This window comes from Actinomadura sp. NEAU-AAG7 (genome assembly GCF_018603865.1).
Classification (GTDB): Bacteria; Actinomycetota; Actinomycetes; order Streptosporangiales; family Streptosporangiaceae; genus Spirillospora; species Spirillospora litoris.
This window is the reverse complement of the sequence record NZ_JAHFZY010000003.1, coordinates 505,530-519,681: the sequence shown is the minus strand read 5'-3', so window position 1 is coordinate 519,681 and position 14,152 is coordinate 505,530. Positions and strand designations below refer to the sequence as shown.

Below are 14,152 nucleotides of genomic sequence, written 5' to 3'. Positions count from 1 at the left end.
CGGGAATGCGGGGACACCGGACGTGAACTCACGGCGAGGAGGGTACTCGCTGGGCTCAGCCTCCGGCGTAGATCTTGGCGATCGGCGGCCTGCTGCCCGTCGGCTGGATCTTCTGGGTCTGCAGGGCGAAGGTCATCACGTCCTTGAAGACGGGCGCGGCCGCAACGCCACCATAGTGGCTGCCCCGCTTGGGGTCCTGCAGGACCACCTGCACGACGAGCCGCGGGTCGTCGGCGGGCGCGAACCCCGCGAACGAGGCGATGTACCCGCCGCCCTTGTAGCAGTGGCAGCGCGGGTTGGGGATCTCGGCGGTGCCGGTCTTGCCCGCGACGCGGTAGCCGGGGATCTGCGCGCTCGGCGCGGTGCCCTCGTCGGTGGTGACGCCCTCCAGCATGTCGCTGATCTTGCGCGCGGTGTCCGCGCTGATCACCTGCCTGCGCGCGGGCGCGGCGGCCGGGGTGAACTTCTCGCTCTCGCCGGCGGTGCCCTCGAAGGTGCCCTCGACGAGGGTCGGGGCGACGCGGACGCCGCCGTTGGCGATGGTCGCGTACACGCTCGCCATCTGGACGGCGTTCACCGACATCGACTGGCCGAACGCGATCGGGTACCGGTCGGTGCCCGACCACCTGGCCGGCGGCTGGAGGAGCCCGGCCGTCTCGCCCGGCAGCGGCAGGCCGGTCTTCTGGCCGAACCCGAAGTCGCGCAGCGTCTGGTAGAGCTGCTGCGAGGAGATGCTCTCGCTCGCCAGGATCGTCCCGACGTTGCTGGACTTGGCCAGCACCCCCTCGAAGGTGAGCCGCTCGGGGGCGTGCGGGTGCGAGTCCTTGAAGATCGTGTCGTACTTGCGGATCCGGTCGGGGACGTCGAACACCGTCTGGGGCGTGACCCCGCCCTTCTCCAGCGCGGCGGCGGCGGTGACGACCTTGCCGGTGCTGCCGGGCTCGTAGGCGTCCTGCACCAGCGGGCTCCCCCACCGGCCGGGCGCCGAGCGCGCGTAGTCGCCCGGGTCGTAGCCGGGCGCCGAGGCCATCGCGAGCAGCCGCCCGTCGCGCGGGTCCATGACGATGACGGTGCCGCCGCGCGCGCCGGTGGCCTTGACCTGCTTCTCGATCGCCTGCTGCGCCGCGAACTGCATGTCGCGCATCAGCGTGAGGCGGACTCCCCGGCCGGGCACCGACGGGCGCTTCTGGTCCTCGCCCATGGGGATGTGCTGGCCCTCGGGGCTGATCTCCACCCGCTGCCAGCCGGGCCGTCCGGCGAGCACGCCGTTCATCGAGTGCTCCAGCCCGGCGGCGCCCTCGCCCTCACCGTTCACGAACCCTATGACGCTCGCGCCCAGCGACTTGTTGGGATATTCGCGGCGATATTCCGGGAGTGTCCCGATTCCGAGGAACTTCCAGGACATGATCAGGCGCGCCTGGTCGGGCCGGACGCCGTGCGCGAGGTACACGAACCGGGAGTTCGGCTTGCTGATCGCCTTCATCACCGAGGACGGGTTGAGCCCGAGCGTCGGGGCGAGCGCGCTCACGATCGCCTGCCGCCGCTCCGGCTTGATCACGAACGGGTCGGCGAAGATCGCGCGCGCCTCCACCGTCATCGCCAGCGCGTTGCCCTGCGCGTCGGTGATCTCGCCGCGGACGGCGGGCAGGTCGATGCGCTGGAGCCGCTGCCGCATCGCCTTCTCGGTGTAGCGGTTCGACTCGATCGTCTGGAGCTGGACGAGCCGTCCGGCGAACAGCGACAGCACGAACGCGACGACGAGCAGCCCGATGTTCAGCCGCTTGAGCGGGTCGCGGCGGCGGAAGGGGACGCGGGCGATCGGGCGGCGCGGCGGCGGCCGCCGCCCGGACCCGGATCCGGTGGCGCGGCGCGGCGGACGCGGGCCGTCGCCCTCCTGACGCGACCTTGCCCGGCCCGCGCTCGCTCTGTTACCGGCCCTGCCGCTCGCGTTGGCGTTCGGCTTCGCGGTCGTCCTCGTGCCCGCGGCGGGCTTCGGTTTGGCGGCCTTGGGAGGTTTGGCGGCCTTGGGAGGCTTCGCGGGTTTGGCCGGCTCGGCCTTGGCGGGTTTGGCGGGCTTGGCGGCCCGGCCCTTCGGCGCCGCGCCGCCCGAGGACGGCTTGGGCTCCCGGGGCCGCTTGGCCTCCTTGGGGTCCTTGGCGTCCTTGGCGCTCTGGGCGGCGGGCTTGCCCCCGGCGGGCCCCGCGGGCCCCGCGGGTTTGGTGCCCTTGCGCGGCGGGGGGACGATGCCGGTGCGGGCGGGGCGGCGGGACGCGCCGCCCTTGCCGCCCGCCCGTCCGGCGCCGCCGTCGGCGCGCCCGCCGGACGGGCGGGGCGTGTTGCCGCCCCGGCGTCCGGGCGGGGGGCCGCCGGTGCCGCCTCCCGGCCGCTTGCTCACCGCGTCACCCGCTCCCGGGCACGGTCACGGCCGCGGTCACGGGCCGTCACGGCGCGCCCGTCCCGGACGGGGCGCCGACGGCGCGGGGGTCGCCGGGCACGATCGTGCCCGGGATGCCGATCATGCTCGCGGCGCCCGCCGACGCGGCGGCCGACTGCGGCACGGGACGGATGCGGGCGCCGCTGGTGCGGCCGGTGCGGCCGTCGATGAAGGCCAGCTCGGTCTGCTTGCGCATCCCCATCGCCTCGGCCTTCTCCGCGATCGACTCGGGCGAGCCCTCGGCCGCGATCTGCGCCTGGTGGGCCTGCCGCTGCTGTTCGAGCAGCTTGTTGCTCTGCTGGAGCCGGGTCAGCGTGAAGGCGTCCTTGGCGAGCACGGTGTTGAGCAGCAGCAGGCTCACCAGCGCGCCGCCGAGCAGCCCGACGATGAGCAGCACGAACGGGGCGCGCGGCGGCGTGTGGGACGCGGCGCGCCCTCGCGCGGCGCGTCCCGCGCCTTTCTTCCGCGCGCTCTTCGCGGCCGCGACCTTGGCCGGGGCCGCCTTCGACGCGCCCTTCGACGCGCTCTTCGCCGGAGCCTTGGCCGGGGCCTTCGCGGGCGCGGGCTTGCCCGGCGCCTTCGACGGCGCTTTGGCGGCCGTGCCCGTGGGCTTGCCGTCCTGTGCCGGGTCCTGGGCGGGCGCGGCGGGACGCCGCTTGCGGGACCGGCGCTCCGGGCGTGCCCTGGGCTGCGGCGCGGAACCCGGCGGTTTTCTGGTCGTCGTGGTCATGTCGCCTCCCGGACCCGCTCGGCGGCGCGCAACCGCGCCGATCCGGCCCGTGGGTTGGTCGTGGTCTCCTCGTCGGACGGCAGCTCGGCCCCGCGCGTCAGGAGCCGGAACCGCGGCTCGTGCTCGGGCAGCGGGACGGGCAGGTCCGGCGGGGTGCTGTCGGCCGCCTCGGCGGCGAGGACCTGCTTGGTGACGCGGTCCTCAAGGGAGTGGTAGCTGAGCACGGCGGCCCGGCCCCCGACCGGCAGGACGCCCAGCGCGGCGGGCAGCGCCCGGCGCCAGACGTCCAGCTCGCCGTTCACCTCGATGCGCAGCGCCTGGAAGGTGCGCTTGGCGGGGTTGCCGCCGGTGCGGCGCGTCGCTGCGGGGATGCTGGCGCGCACGAGGTCGGCGAGGCGGCGGGTGGACTCCAGCGGCTCGCGCTCGCGCTCGCGGACGATCGCCGAGGCGATCCGCTGGGCGAAGCGCTCCTCGCCGTACTCGCGCAGGATCCGCGCCAGCGCGGCGGGGGGGTAGCCGTTGACCACCTCGGCGGCGGTGGGCCCCTGGGTGCGGTCCATGCGCATGTCGAGCGGGGCGTCGTAGGAGTAGGCGAAGCCGCGGTCGGCCTCGTCGAGCTGCGGGGAGGAGACGCCGAGGTCGAACAGGACGGCGTCGGCCGCGGGGAGGCCGAGCCGGCGCAGTACCGAGGGGATCTCGTCGTAGACGGCGTGTTCCAGCCGCACCCGGTCGCCGAACGGGGCGAGCCGGCGGGCGGAGCGCTCCAGCGCGGTGGTGTCGCGGTCGAGGCCGACCAGGCGCAGGGAAGGGTGGGCCGTCAGCATCGCCTCCGCGTGCCCGCCCATGCCCAGGGTGGCGTCGACGTACACGGGGTCGCGGCCGGGATCGCGCGTGGCGGCGGCCGCCACGGCCGGTGCGAGGAGTTCCAGGACGCGACCGAGCATGACCGGTACGTGACCGGGCCCGGACGCGTGTTCTCCCACGCCCATCGTTCCACCCCCCTGCGGTGCTGCCACCTCGCTCGCGGACTGTGTGGCATCGCCGGCCCTGACCGTCCCGCTCCCCCGGCGGCGGCCTCGCCCGGCCAGGTCCCCATCCGCTGCCCTAGAGGAAGATCACCGCGTTTTTCGCGCGGGGGGTCGCCGTCTGGCACCGGGGAAGCTGCGCCAGCTGGCTCGGAGAGCGGCTGGAGACCTGGCCGAACGTGGGCCAGTGCCGGTCATCGGACCGACGAGTCGTGTCTCAGAGGATCCCTGGCAACACCTCCTCCGAGACGTCGGAGAACGCCTGCTCCTCCTGTTCGAGGTAGGACTCCCAGGCGTGCGCGTCCCAGATCTCCAGACGCGTGTTGGCGCCGATGACCGCGCAGTCGCGGGTGAGGCCCGCGTAGGTGCGCAGCGGCGGCGGGATCGTGACGCGGCCCTGCTTGTCGGGCGTCTCGTCGGAGGCGCTGGCGAAGAAGACGCGGCTGTAGGCGCGAACGGCCCGCTCGGTGACCGGCGCCGCACGCAGAGCCTCGGTGATGCGCTGGAACTCCGCCATGGGGAAGACGTACAGGCAGCGTTCCTGGCCCTTCGTGATCACCAATCCCCCCGACAGCTCCTCGCGGTACTTCGCCGGCAGGAACAGTCGTCCCTTGTCGTCGAGGCGCGGCGAATGGGTGCCGAGAAACACCGGCCCCACCTCCCGCGCCGCATGGGGCGCTACTGCTCCCCACGGCGCCCCACTCTACTCCACTCTTCCCCACCGTCAACAAGGAAAACACGCTCCACACCACGAGATCGAGAAGAAAAGCGCAGGTCAGACCGGGTGGTGTGAGGTGGGGCGCGCACGGGCCCCCTCCGCGTGCCGTGTCAAGCCCCACCTGACGGCAGGACGGATCAGAACGCGCGTGTCACGTTTTCGCGCGGGCGCGCGTCGTGAGGTGAGTCGGGAGATGAACGGTTCCCGAACGGCGGGGTGGAAGAAGGCGCCGGGTCGCCGATTCCAAGATCGTCACCCATGTGGAGCACAATGGGCTCCCGTTTCCCACGAACATCGCGGACGGCGTTGCGACAACGTACTGTCGTTTGGGCGGGCGCACAGCGAGCGCCGCACCGGCTCGCCGGGAGCCCGGCCCCGACCGCGGGGCGGGTCCAGGTCCATGGGCCCTCGGGCGGACCACGCGGCCGGGACGGCTGAGGAGGGTTTGGTGGCAGTAGGCACGCACGGCGAGTCGTTCATGGAGGCGGACCCCCCGGCGCCCCGGCGCCCCTCGCCGAGCGGCGGCGACGGCCGCCCGGGGCCGGGCCGCGGGCTCGACGGGCTCGCGCAGGTCGCCAACAAGATCCGGGACGCGGTCGCGTCGGTGATCGAGGGAAAGCCCGAGGTGGTGCGGCTCGCGCTGACGGTGCTGCTGGCCGAGGGGCACCTGCTGATCGAGGACGTGCCGGGCGTCGGCAAGACGATGCTCGCCAAGGCGCTGGCCCGCTCGGTCGACTGCTCGGTGCGGCGCGTGCAGTTCACGCCCGACCTGCTGCCGAGCGACATCACCGGGGTCAGCGCCTACAACCAGGAGATGCGCGAGTTCGAGTTCAAGCCGGGCCCGGTGTTCGCCAACATCGTGGTCGGCGACGAGATCAACCGCGCGTCCCCGAAGACCCAGTCGGCGCTGCTGGAGTGCATGGAGGAGCGCCAGGTCACGGTCGACGGCACGACCTACGGGCTGGAGCGCCCGTTCATGGTGATCGCCACGCAGAACCCGGTGGAGATGGAGGGCACCTATCCGCTGCCGGAGGCGCAGCGCGACCGGTTCACCGCCCGCATCTCGATGGGATACCCCGACCCGGCGGCCGAGCTGGAGATGCTCGACGCGCACGGCCAGGCGTCCCCGCTGGACCGGCTGTCCCCGGTGGCGAACGCGGGCGACGTCCGCGACCTGATCGAGGTGGTGCGCGCCCAGCACGTCGCGCAGTCGGTCAGGCAGTACGCGATCGAGCTGGTCACCGCGACCCGCGGGCACCCCGAGCTGCGGCTCGGCGCCTCCCCGCGCGCGACCCTGCACCTGGTGCGGGCGGCGCGGGCCTACGCGGCGCTGGACGACCGCGACTACGTCGTCCCCGACGACGTCCAGGACCTCGCCGTGCCGGTCCTCGCGCACCGGCTGCTGCCGACCGCCGAGGCCCAGGTCGAGCGGCGCCGTCCCGAGCAGGTGGTCACCGAGCTGGTGCACCGCCTGCCGGTCCCCTCCCCCAGGAAGTGACGCGGTGAGGCGAGCGCTGGCCGGGCTCACCACCCGGGGGCGGTCCTTCGTGGCCGCCGGCGCGACCGCGATCGTCTGCGCGTTCGTCCTCGGCGAGCGCGACCTGCTGCGCGCCGGCGTCCTCGTGCTGGCGCTGCCGCTGCTGTCGACGCTCGCGGTCTCGCGGACCCGCTACCGGCTGGCGTGCGCGCGGCGGCTGTCGCCGGTGCGGCTGCCGGTGGGCCACGAGGCCCGCGTCGACCTGCGGCTGGAGAACGTGTCGCGGCTGCCGAGCGGGCTGCTGATGGTGGAGGACCAGGTGCCCTACAGCCTCGGCGGGCGGGCCAGGTTCGTGCTGAGCCGGATCGAGCCGCACGGCTCCCGCGAGCTCGGCTACCGGATCCGCTCGGACGTGCGGGGCCGCTACCGGGTGGGGCCGCTGACCGTCCGGCTGGCCGACCCGTTCGGGATGGTGGAGCTGGTGCGCTCGTTCAGCCTGTCGGACCGGCTGACGGTGACGCCCTCGATCGTGCCGCTCCCGGCGGGGCGTCTCGCCGGCGCCTGGACGGGCGGCGGCGACAGCGTCGCGCGGGCGGTGTCGGCGGCGGGCGAGGACGACGTCGCCCCGCGCGAGTACCGGCACGGCGACGACCTGCGCCGGGTGCACTGGCGCTCGACGGCGCGGCACGGCGAGCTGATGGTGCGGCGCGAGGAGCAGCACTGGCAGAGCAGCGGCACGCTGTTCCTCGACACCCGCGCCGCCGCGCACTGGGGCGAGGGCCCGGCGGGCTCGTTCGAGCAGGCGATCTCGGTCGCCGCGTCCATCGGGGTGCACCTCGGCCGCACCGGCATGAGCCTGCGCTACGTCACCGACGGCGGGGAGACGCTGCGCGCGGTCGCCTCGTTCGACGGCGCGTTCGAGGGGCTGCTGCTCGACCGGCTCGCGGTGAGCCAGCGGTCGCGGAACCGGACGCTGACGCTGGGCCTTGCCGAGCTGCGCGGCACGCTCGGCAGCGGCCGGGAGGGCGACGGCCTCGTCGTCGCGGTGTTCGGCGCGCTCCAGGCCGAGGAGGCACGCGCGGTCGCGGCGGCGCGGCGCGGCACCGCGACCTGCGTCGCGGTGCTGGTCGGCGCGGGCGGCCCGCGCGAGCGGAGCGGGCCGGACGGCCCGGGCCGCGTCTCCGCCGCCGACGCCGCCGGGCTGCTGCGGGCGGGCGGCTGGCGGGTCGTGACGGTGCGGTCGGCGTCCGAGCTGGCCGGTGCCTGGGCCCGGACGGGCCGGGACGAGGACTTCGCGGGGGACGCCTCATGAGGATCCGGATGACGCTCATGGCCGGGCTGGCGACGCTCGCCGGGTCGGCCGCGCTGTACCCGCTGTTCGAGAGCACGGCATGGTTCTGGACCGGGCTCGGCGCGGTCGCCTCGGTCGCGGCCGGGGGCCTTGTGTTCCGGCGGCTGCGGCTGCCCGCGCCGCTCGGCCCGGCGGGCGGCCTCGGCGCGCTGGTGGTCTACCTGACCGTCGTGTACGCGCGCGACTACGCGTTCCTGTGGTTCGTCCCGACCCCGGGCTCGGTGCGGCACCTGTCCGACCTGGCCGCCGAGGGGCAGGACGCGGTCGGCCGGTACGCGGCGCCGGTGCCGCTCGTCCCGGGGATCGGGCTGCTGGTCGCGGCGGGCGTCGGCGTCGTCGCCACGCTGGTCGACCTGCTGGCCGTGGGGCTGCGGCGGGCCGCGCCCGCCGGGCTGCCGCTGCTGGCGATGTACAGCGTGCCCGCCGCCGTCCGCGACGACGGCGTCGGCTGGCTGGCGTTCGGCGCGGGCGCGGCCGGGTTCCTGGCGCTGCTGATGGCCGACGCGCGCGAGCACGTCGGCGGCTGGGGGCGGACGGTCGACACCCGCCGCCGCCTCGACGAGGTCCCGATGGCCGGGGCGGGCGCGGCGCGGGAGGAGGGCGCGGCCCGTCCGGACGCGGGCTCGCTCGCGGCCAGCGGGCGGCGGATCGGGGTCGGCGCGGTCGCGGTCGCGGTGCTGCTGCCGATGGCCATCCCCGGCGTCCACCCGCGCCTGTTCGACCTGCACGGCACCGGCGGCACGCAGACGGTGACGACGCCCGACCCGCTCGTCAGCCTGAAGCGCGAGCTGACCCGGATGGACGACTCGGTCGTGCTCACCTACCAGAGCGACGACCCCGCCGGACCCGACTACCTGCGGCTGTACGCCCTGGACCGGTTCGACGGCGACCGCTGGACCTACACGGCGCTCAAGAGCAGCGTCAACGACCGGCTGTCGGGCGGCGACATCCCGGCGCCGCCCGGCCTGCGGATCGCGCCGAGGCGCGAGGTGGTCACGCGGGTGCGGGTCAGGCAGGAGGTCCGGAACATGACGTTCCTGCCCGTGCCCTACGCGCCGGCCCGCGTGTCGATCAAGGGCGACTGGCGGGTGCACCCCGCGTCGCTGATGGTCTACTCGCTGCGCGACTCGGCGAGCGGGCGCACCTACACGGTGCGCAGCGTCCGCGCCCAGCCGACGCCCGCCGACCTGGAGGCCGGGTCCGGCTACCCGTACCCGGCCGAGATCGCCTCCCGGTACCTGGGCGTGCCGAGGAGCGTCCCGCAGGAGGTCAAGAACCTCGCCCGCAAGGTCACCGACGGCGCCGCGAGCGCGCACGAGCGGGCCGTCCGGCTCCAGCACTGGTTCACCCAGGCCGGGCAGTACGTGTACGACCTGTCCGAGCCCGCGCCCCAGCACGGCAGCGACCTGGTCGACTTCCTGCTGCACAGCAAGCGCGGCTACTGCGAGCAGTTCGCCGCCGCGATGGCGCTGCTGGCGCGGATCGTCGGCATCCCGTCGCGGGTGGCGATGGGCTACACGCCGGGCACCGAGACCGGGCAGGGCGAGTGGACGGTCCGCTCCCGCGACGCGCACGCCTGGCCCGAGCTGTACTTCGAGGGGTCGGGCTGGGTGCGGTTCGAGCCGACCCCGTCGGGCTCGGCGGGGCAGGGCACGGCCACCACGCCGGTCTACAGCCAGCCCGCCGCGCCGGGCGCGGGGCAGCGGCCGGAGAGCTCCGCCGGGTCGTCGTCCGACCCGTCCCCGCGCGAGGAGGAGTCCGAGACGGACGGCGCGGGGCCGCGCCACCGGCAGGACGACGAGGGCCCGCAGAGCGCCCCCCTCCCCCCGGCGGAGGAGGAGAAGCGGTCCTGGGCGGTGCCGTGGCTGGCGGGCGGGGTGCTCGTGCTGGCCCTGCTGGCGGTGCCGATGGTGCTGCGCGTGCTGACCCGGCGGCGGCGGTGGGCGGTGCTGGCGGTGCGGACGGCGCCGTCCGCGGGACCGGCCGGCGACACCGGTCCCGCCGCGGACGACCGGGGGCGGGGGCCGCGGCCGTCCGCCGACCCGGCGGGCGCCGCGCACGCGGCCTGGCGGGAGCTGCGCGCCGACGCGCTCGACCACGGCCTGCACTGGCTGCCGAGCGACACCCCGCGCGCCGCCGCGCGGCGGCTCGGGCAGCTCGTGGACCTGGACGAGGAGGGCGAGCGGGCCCTCGCCCGCATCGCGCGCGCCGAGGAGCTCGCCCGCTACTCGGGGTCGCTGCCGCCGGCGCCGGCGGAGCGGCTGCGCGCCGACGTCCGGACGGTCCGCGAGGCGTTCGCCGCGTCGGTGGGCCGCCGCGCCCGCTGGCGGGCCAGGCTGCTGCCGCCCTCCACGATGGCGGAGGCGCGGGGCACGCTGCGGTCGGCCGGGGGCCGCGCGGCGGAGCTGTCGGAGCGGCTGAACGAGCTGCCCCGCCGCATGCGCCGCCGCTGACGGCGCACCGCCCCGCGCGAGATGAAGGTCACACGAAAGGGCCAGGGAGACCTGGCCCCTGAAGGGGGTCGTCCTGGCCCATGAGGAAGGCCAGGACGAGGGGTCGAACGCCGTGCCGGGCGGTCGCTCTGCCGGTCGCCTGTCGGTCGCCCTGCCGTTCGCCCTGTCAGTCGCCCTCGGTGCGGCGGCGCCAGCGCTCTTCCATGCGCTCCATGAACCCGGCCTTGGCGGGCCGGGCCTGGCGGCCCTGCCTGCCCCGCCTGGCGGGCTCGTTGCCGATGCCCGTCATGCGCTTCCAGCTCGTCAGCGCCCACACGCAGCAGACCACCATGAGCAGGAAGCCGGTCACGCTGATCGCGATCGTGACGGTGCCGGCGTTCATGACCAGGCCCGCCATCAGGGCGCACACGCCCACCACGAAGCCGAGGGCCGCCTTCACGATCCGGCGCTTGTAGTGGACCTGGGGATTCGTCGATCGGACCGCGTGGGCGAATTTCGGATCCTCGGCGTACAACGCCGACTCGATCTGTTCGAGCATGCGCTGCTCGTGCTCAGACAGCGGCACGGCGCCTCCCAACGACAGCCCCGCGGCGGGGTATCCGATGCAGGACGGGAACCTCAACGGTGATATGCCCAGAATACGAGCCTCGACGAGCGGACGAAAGCGAACGGCCAACCGAGGACCCCTTGCCGGCCACCTCACCGACCCCTTTCATCGCCTGTCGTCACCGCCGTCACGCGGGCCCCGCCCGTCCGCGGGCCGGACCAGCGCGGCGGGACGGACGGCGCCGCGGCCAAACCGGTCCGCCACCCGGTCGATCGCGCGTTCGGCCTCGCGCCAGCCGGTTTCCGGCTCGTCGAGGGCCAACTGACGGGGGGCCTCGCCGGCGGGACCAAGGTTCTCGACCCTGACCCCGACCAGACGGAGTCGTACCCGTTCCAGCCCGGCCCCCTCGTACAGCTCGCATGCTGTGATATAGATCACACGAGCGAGGTCGGTGGGCTCGCGCAGCGTGCGCGCCCGGGTGATCGTCTTGAAGTCCGCCATCCGCAGTTTGACGCTCACCGTCCGTCCGGCGTTCCCCGACGCGCGCAGCCGCGCACCGACCCGCTCGGCGAGCCGCAGCAGCTCCCGGCGGATCACCTCGGGGTCGTCGATGTCGGTGTCGAAGGTCTCCTCCGCGCCGATGCTCTTGTCGGGGGTGTGCGGCTCGACCCGGCGCGGGTCGCGGCCCCAGGACAGCTCGTGCAGGTGCGCGCCGGACGCGGTGCCCAGCTCCCGCTGGAGCGTCGCGAGCGGCACCTGGGCGAGCTGCCCGACCGTCCGCAGGCCCAGCCGGGTGAGCGTCTGCTCGGTGCGCTCCCCCACGCCCCACAGCGCCGCGACCGGCAGCGGGTGCAGGAAGTCCTCGACGCCGTCCGCGGGGACGACGAGGAGCCCGTCGGGCTTGCAGCGGGTCGAGGCGAGCTTGGCGACGAACTTGGTGCCGGCGACGCCGACCGAGCAGGTGATGCCCTGCTGGGCGTGGACCTGCTCGCGGATCATCCGGGCGATGCGCGCGGGGCGCCCGAGCCGCCGGACGGCGCCCGCCACGTCCAGGAACGCCTCGTCCAGCGAGAGCGGCTCCACCTGCGGCGTGACCGACCGGAAGATCTCGAACACCGCCGCCGACACCCGCGCGTACTTCTCGGGGCTGACCGGCAGCACCACCGCGGCCGGGCACAGCCGCCGCGCCCGCGACATGGGCATCGCCGAGTGCACGCCGAACGTCCGGGCCTCGTAGGAGGCCGCCGACACCACCCCGCGCGCGCCCGCGCCGCCGACGATGACCGGCCGGCCGCGCAGGTCGGGCCGCTCCAGCAGCTCGACGCTGACGTAGAACGCGTCCATGTCGACGTGCAGGATCGCGCAGCCGGTGTCGTCGGCGGGCGGCCCCGGCTGCGGCCCCGGCCGGTGCAGCTGCTGCTTCCGGCTCACCCGGCCTCCTCGCCCGGCGACTCGGAGGCCGCCTCGCCCGGCGGCTCGGCCATGCGTGAGCTTCGCCGCCGTGTTTCCCGGTTCGCTGCGCTCACGGTGCCGGCTTGTCGGCCACCAGGTGGAGCTGGGTCGCGAGGTCGCGCAGCACCGGGTGGACGGCCGCGACCGACTCCAGCGCCAGCAGCGCCTCGGCCGAGTCGGCGTCGCCGTCCACCAGCCCGGCGGGCACCAGGTCGGCGAAGATCCGCACGCCGTGCAGCTCGGCGACGCGCAGGCCCGCGCCGCGCACCAGGGCCGACAGCGTCTCCCTGGTGAAGCGGCGGGGCATCCGGTCGCCCTCGCCCCAGCGCCCGGACGTGCTGGTCAGCACCCGGCGGGCGTCGTCGAAGTGCCCGGCGACCGCGCGGTGCAGCGCGGCGGCGACCTGGCCCGCCGTCAGCAGGCTCACCGACCCGCCGGGGCGGACGGTACTGGTCAGCGCCGCCATCGCGGCGGCGGGGTCGTCGACGAACTCCAGCACGCTGTGGCACAGCACAAGGTCGGCCGCGCCCACGCCGAGCAGGTCGGGCAGGTCGACCGCGTCGCCCTGGACGGAGCGGACCGACACCCCCGACTCGGCGGCGCGGCGCTCCAGCGCGGCCAGCGCGTCGGGGCTGGCGTCGACCACGGTGACGCGGTGGCCCAGCTCGGCGAGCGGGACCGCGAACCCGCCGGTGCCGCCGCCCACGTCGACGACGTCGCGGGGGCCGTCCTCGGGGGCGATGCGGTCAAGGACCGTGCGCAGCGCGTCCCACAGGACGGTGCTGCGCGCGCGGCCGCCGCCCCGCGGCCGTTTCTGCTGGCGGCCGTCCACGGCCACTCCTCTGACGTCGCTCATCCCCGCCCACCCTAGCCGCCTCGCCTCCCCCGGCGGACGCGCGGCGGACACAGCGGCGGCCAGGGCCCTGACAGGACCGCGGTAGGGGGTGACTTCCGGGGGCTACAGCGTCAGGGACGGCTTGAGCTGCTGGAGGCGCGACAGCAGCCCGTTGACGAACCTCGGGGACTCGTCGGTGGACAGCTCGGTGGCGAGCCCGACCGCCTCGCTGACGGCGACGCCGTCGGGGACGTCGTCGACCCACAGCAGCTCGTAGGCGCCCATCCGCAGGATGTTGCGGTCGACGACGGGCATGCGCTCCAGCGTCCAACCGGTGGCGTAGGTGGCGATCAGCTCGTCGATCCGCTCGCCGTTCTCCTGCACGCCCTCGATCAGGCGGACGGCGTGCGGGTACTCGGCCAGCTCGTCCTGGTTGGGGCGGCCCCGCGCCTCCAGCACGGCGGTCGGCCGCTCCTCCCGCAGCTCGGCGGCGAACAGGATGTCGAGTGCGAGCTTGCGCGCCTTGGTGCGAGCGCTCATCAACCGCGGCCGAGGTACTCGCCGGAGCGGGTGTCGACCTTGACCTTCTCGCCGGTGGAGATGAACAGCGGCACCTGGATCTGCGCGCCGGTCTCCAGCGTCGCGGGCTTGCTGCCGCCGGTCGAGCGGTCGCCCTGCAGGCCGGGCTCGGTCTCGGTGATCTCCAGCACGACGGCCGCGGGCAGCTCGACGTACAGCGGGTTCTCCTCGTTGAAGGCGATCACCGCGTTCTGCTCGGGGAGCAGGTAGTTCGCGGCGGTGCCGACGGTGCCCACCGGGATGCGCGGCTGGTCGTAGGTCTCGGTGTCCATGAACACGAAGTCCTCGCCCTCGCGGTAGAGGTACTGCATCTCCCGCTTGTCGACGCTCGCCACCTCGACCTTGGTGCCGGCGTTGAAGGTGCGGTCGACGACCTTGCCCGACAGCACGTTCTTGAGCTTGGTGCGGACGAACGCGCCGCCCTTGCCGGGCTTGACGTGCTGGAACTCCTGGACGGTCCACAGCTGGCCGTCGATGTTCAGCGTCATGCCGTTCTTCAGGTCGTTCGTCGTCGCCACTGCGTCATTCTCCCGGTCGCGGTCCCGCGCGCT

The 14,152-nt window shown here is 74.8% G+C and carries 12 protein-coding genes; 3 read left to right on the top strand and 9 right to left on the bottom strand.

Annotated features, from left to right (window positions below; translation table 11 throughout):
* Nucleotides 1-55 precede the first annotated feature (55 nt).
* From KLI87_RS17015 to mraZ, 4 genes are all read right to left on the bottom strand, one after another.
* Nucleotides 56-2,395 carry a penicillin-binding protein 2 gene (locus tag KLI87_RS17015; protein WP_308166044.1) on the bottom strand — a complete coding sequence of 780 codons (2,340 nt, stop codon included), beginning with the start codon at nucleotides 2,393-2,395 and terminating at the stop codon, nucleotides 56-58.
* A gap of 46 nt (nucleotides 2,396-2,441) precedes the next feature.
* On the bottom strand, nucleotides 2,442-3,164 hold the full coding sequence (locus KLI87_RS17010) for a YhcB family protein (RefSeq protein ID WP_214617823.1): 723 nt from the start codon (nucleotides 3,162-3,164) through the stop codon (nucleotides 2,442-2,444).
* On the bottom strand, nucleotides 3,161-4,153 hold the full coding sequence (gene rsmH, locus KLI87_RS17005) for a 16S rRNA (cytosine(1402)-N(4))-methyltransferase RsmH (protein ID WP_214617822.1): 993 nt from the start codon (nucleotides 4,151-4,153) through the stop codon (nucleotides 3,161-3,163). The genes KLI87_RS17010 and rsmH overlap by 4 nt, the downstream gene beginning before the upstream one ends.
* 253 nt (nucleotides 4,154-4,406) lie before the next feature.
* Nucleotides 4,407-4,838: a division/cell wall cluster transcriptional repressor MraZ gene (mraZ, locus tag KLI87_RS17000; RefSeq protein ID WP_214617821.1), complete on the bottom strand. Its 432-nt coding sequence runs from the start codon at nucleotides 4,836-4,838 to the stop codon at nucleotides 4,407-4,409.
* A gap of 547 nt (nucleotides 4,839-5,385) precedes the next feature.
* On the opposite strand from mraZ, the gene KLI87_RS16995 reads away from it, so the two are divergent.
* The 3 genes from KLI87_RS16995 to KLI87_RS16985 are packed head-to-tail and all read left to right on the top strand — an operon-like array spanning nucleotide 5,386 to nucleotide 10,188.
* Entirely contained in the window at nucleotides 5,386-6,405 is a 1,020-nt protein-coding gene (locus KLI87_RS16995) for a MoxR family ATPase (RefSeq protein WP_156221053.1), read from the top strand.
* A 4-nt stretch (nucleotides 6,406-6,409) separates the two neighbouring features.
* Entirely contained in the window at nucleotides 6,410-7,696 is a 1,287-nt protein-coding gene (locus KLI87_RS16990; RefSeq protein WP_214617820.1) for a DUF58 domain-containing protein, read from the top strand.
* Entirely contained in the window at nucleotides 7,693-10,188 is a 2,496-nt protein-coding gene (locus KLI87_RS16985) for a DUF3488 and transglutaminase-like domain-containing protein (protein ID WP_250903917.1), read from the top strand. Before KLI87_RS16990 ends, KLI87_RS16985 begins: the two co-directional genes overlap by 4 nt.
* Nucleotides 10,189-10,354: 166 nt before the next feature.
* Here the strand turns inward: KLI87_RS16985 and KLI87_RS16980 are convergent, their stop codons facing one another.
* From KLI87_RS16980 to efp, 5 genes are all read right to left on the bottom strand, one after another.
* The gene (locus tag KLI87_RS16980; RefSeq protein ID WP_214617819.1) at nucleotides 10,355-10,753 is read right to left on the bottom strand and encodes a DUF3040 domain-containing protein; all 399 of its coding nucleotides are present in this window, start codon (nucleotides 10,751-10,753) and stop codon (nucleotides 10,355-10,357) included.
* A 147-nt stretch (nucleotides 10,754-10,900) separates the two neighbouring features.
* On the bottom strand, nucleotides 10,901-12,166 hold the full coding sequence (locus KLI87_RS16975) for a DNA polymerase IV (RefSeq protein ID WP_214617818.1): 1,266 nt from the start codon (nucleotides 12,164-12,166) through the stop codon (nucleotides 10,901-10,903).
* A gap of 91 nt (nucleotides 12,167-12,257) precedes the next feature.
* Nucleotides 12,258-13,043 (bottom strand): methyltransferase domain-containing protein, encoded by a 786-nt coding sequence (locus KLI87_RS16970; RefSeq protein ID WP_214617817.1) that lies wholly within the window; start codon nucleotides 13,041-13,043, stop codon nucleotides 12,258-12,260.
* 102 nt (nucleotides 13,044-13,145) lie between these two features.
* The gene (gene nusB, locus KLI87_RS16965) at nucleotides 13,146-13,562 is read right to left on the bottom strand and encodes a transcription antitermination factor NusB (RefSeq protein ID WP_156220942.1); all 417 of its coding nucleotides are present in this window, start codon (nucleotides 13,560-13,562) and stop codon (nucleotides 13,146-13,148) included.
* A complete protein-coding gene (efp, locus tag KLI87_RS16960; RefSeq protein WP_214617816.1) occupies nucleotides 13,562-14,119 on the bottom strand; it encodes an elongation factor P in 558 nt (185 codons plus the stop codon). Before efp ends, nusB begins: the two co-directional genes overlap by 1 nt.
* Nucleotides 14,120-14,152 lie beyond the last annotated feature (33 nt).